The sequence below is a fragment of the Nocardioides dubius genome (genome assembly GCF_039528155.1).
Classification (GTDB): domain Bacteria; phylum Actinomycetota; class Actinomycetes; order Propionibacteriales; family Nocardioidaceae; genus Nocardioides; species Nocardioides dubius.
Window position 1 is genome coordinate 227,407 of record NZ_BAAALG010000007.1, and the last position, 2,616, is coordinate 230,022.

3 protein-coding genes and 1 pseudogene are annotated in these 2,616 nt (G+C 70.8%); 2 read left to right on the forward strand and 2 right to left on the reverse strand.

Annotated elements, in window-relative coordinates:
• Positions 1–84: 84 nt before the first annotated feature.
• Positions 85–537 carry a flagellar hook capping FlgD N-terminal domain-containing protein gene (locus ABD151_RS09820; protein WP_343993777.1) on the forward strand — a complete coding sequence of 151 codons (453 nt, stop codon included), beginning with the start codon at positions 85–87 and terminating at the stop codon, positions 535–537.
• 24 nt (positions 538–561) lie between these two features.
• The gene (locus ABD151_RS09825) at positions 562–1,416 is read left to right on the forward strand and encodes a flagellar hook-basal body complex protein (RefSeq protein WP_343993779.1); all 855 of its coding nucleotides are present in this window, start codon (positions 562–564) and stop codon (positions 1,414–1,416) included.
• A 112-nt stretch (positions 1,417–1,528) separates the two neighbouring features.
• On the opposite strand, the gene ABD151_RS09830 is transcribed toward ABD151_RS09825, so the two are convergent.
• Positions 1,529–2,107, reverse strand: coding sequence for a TetR/AcrR family transcriptional regulator (locus ABD151_RS09830; RefSeq protein ID WP_343993781.1), 579 nt, complete (start codon positions 2,105–2,107; stop codon positions 1,529–1,531).
• Positions 2,097–2,616 (reverse strand): annotated as a pseudogene (locus ABD151_RS09835) (MFS transporter); the annotation flags it as partial. The pseudogene ABD151_RS09835 and the gene ABD151_RS09830, both read right to left, overlap by 11 nt.

Here is a 2,616-nt window from a genome sequence, read left to right on the forward strand (position 1 = left end):
CCCCCCCCCGCCCCGCAGCAGTCCCCCCAGCCCCCAACCCCGGTCCGGAGCTCCGGACTGGACCTTCAGATGTGAGGAGGAGCAGTGTCGATCCCAGCAACCGAGGCCGTGACCAGCGGCATGCTGACGCCGCTGGCCACGTCCGCGAGCACCAACGACGACCAGCAGATGTTCATGGAGCTGATGGTGGCCCAGCTGCGCTACCAGGACCCGCTCAACCCTGCCGACTCCGGGGAGTTCCTGGCCCAGACGGCGCAGTTCAACGCCTTGGAGCAGATGACGAAGGTCGCTGAGCAGACGGCCACCCTGGTCGCCTCCCAGCTCGCCTTCGGCGCGGCCGGCATGGTCGGCCGCGACGTCTCGTACCTCAACGAGGACGGCACCACCTCGACCGGCAAGGTCACCGGCGTCACCTTCAGCACCGACGGACCGATCCTCGACGTCGACGGCAAGCAGGTGCCGCTGGCCTGGGTCGCCAGCATCCACGAACCCGGCTCCACCCCGTCCACCGACACACCCACCGACGCCCAAGCCTGAGCGCCGCAACCAGGAGGTAGCACCATGCTTCGTTCACTCTTCGCCGGCATCAGCGGTCTGCGCACCAACCAGACCATGCTCGACGTCACCGGCAACAACATCGCCAACGCCAACACGATCGGCTTCAAGTCCAGCGGAACCGTCTTCTCCGACACGCTGAGCCAGATGCTGACCGGCGCCTCGGCCGCCAACGCCAACAACGGTGGCACCAACCCGATCCAGGTCGGCCTGGGCGTGCAGCTCGCGGCCACCCGGACCAACTTCCTGCAGGGCTCGGCCCAGCCGACCGGCAGCCCGACCGACCTGATGATCCAGGGCGACGGCTTCTTCGTGGTCCGGGACGGCGCGGAGACGCTGTACACCCGGGCCGGCGCCTTCAACTTCGACGAGACCGGCTCGCTGGTCACGCCGTCCGGCATGCGGGTGCAGGGCTACGCCCTGGACGCCGCCGGCCAGCCGACCGGTGGCCTGATCAACGTCACCATGGACACCGCCGGCGTGCTGCCCGCCGTCCCGGCCGGCGTCGAGCTGACCTCGTACAGCATCGGTGCCGACGGCATCCTGCGCGGCGTCTTCTCCGACGACATCCAGCGCAACATCGCCCAGCTCGCGATCGCCGACTTCAACAACCCGCTGGGCCTGGAGAAGGTCGGCAACACCGCCTTCCGCGCCTCCGCCAACTCCGGTGCCGCCGAGCTCGGCGTGGCCGGCCAGGGCACCCGCGGCGCGATCATGGCCGGCGCGGTCGAGATGTCCAACGTCGACCTCGCCGCCGAGTTCACCAACCTGATCCTCGCCCAGCGCGGCTTCCAGGCCAGCTCCCGGGTGATCACCACCTCCGACCAGGTCCTCGAAGAGCTCGTCAACATCAAGCGCTGACCCCGCCCCCTCGGGCAGTCCCTGACGTTCGGCCCCTGAATTCGGTGAATTCAGGGGCCGAACGTTCGTCAGCGACGTCGACCTGGCAACAACCTGCGACTTCGAACAGGTCTCACAGCTCGGTGAGCGCGAACAGCTCGGCACGCACCTCGAGGCGCTGCGACTCGGTGAGGTACGGGGTGTTGAGGGAGAGCGCGATCCCCTCGGCGGCGTAGCGCACCGCCGCGGCCCGCCCCGGCGGCAGGCCGTCGGCGTCGAAGGCGGCTCGGAGCCGAGCGGCGTCGTCGTGCTCGAGGCCCTCCAGATGGCCGAGCGCCGCCGTCGTCCCGAGATGGGCGATCAGACCGCTGGCGCTGAACAGCTCGGACAGATAGGGGCTGTCGCCGGTCATCGCGCGCAGGTACCCGCGGGTGAACGCTCCCGGCCGGTCGTCGGCCGGATCCACCAGGGCATGGATCTCCTCCCAGCTCTTCGCGATCACGTGCGCCACCACGGCACCGATCAGCTCCTCGCGCGACGGGAAGTGGTGCAGCAGGCCGCTCTTGCTGACGCCGGCCTCGCGGGCGACATCCGCGATGGCTGCGCCCGTGCCGCGTTCGGCGAATATCCGCTCCGCGGCGGTCAGCACCGCCCGTCTGGTCCGCTCGCGGTCACGGATCCGCTCCGCGCCGCGCTCACCGTCAGTGCTCACGCTGCACCTGCCCTTCGACCCGCACCGAGGGGATGATCCTCCACGCCACCACGGCGGACACCGCCAGGACCGCGGCCGCGATCCACGCGGTCGCCTCCATCGCCGAGGCGAACGCGGTCTGGGCGGCGGCGATCAGCGCCGAGTCGTCGCTCGCGTAGACGGCCGCGGCCAGCGACTCCTTCGCCGCGGCAGCCTCGGCGTCCGCGACCCCGGCCGGCAGGGCGAGCGCATCGCGATACAGCAGGCCGTGGATCGAGCCGAGGATGGCGATCCCGAACGCACCGCCGAGCTCGTAGCCGGTCTCGGCGACGGCCGAGGCGGCACCGGCCCGCTTGGCCGGAACGGCACCGACGACGGCATCCGTCGACAGCGTCATGGCGACGCCGACGCCCAGACCGACGATGGCCAGGCCGACGCCGAGGCCCCAGTACGTCTGCCAGGAGGTGGTCGTGGCGATCACCGCGAGCCCGAGTGCCGCAGCGAGGAGTCCGGCTCCGATCGCCTGGCCG

Coding starts and splice junctions, on each gene's coding strand:
- ABD151_RS09825 (WP_343993779.1), top strand. CDS start 562: ATGCTTCGTTCACTCTTCGCCGGCATCAGCGGTCTGCGCACCAACCAG.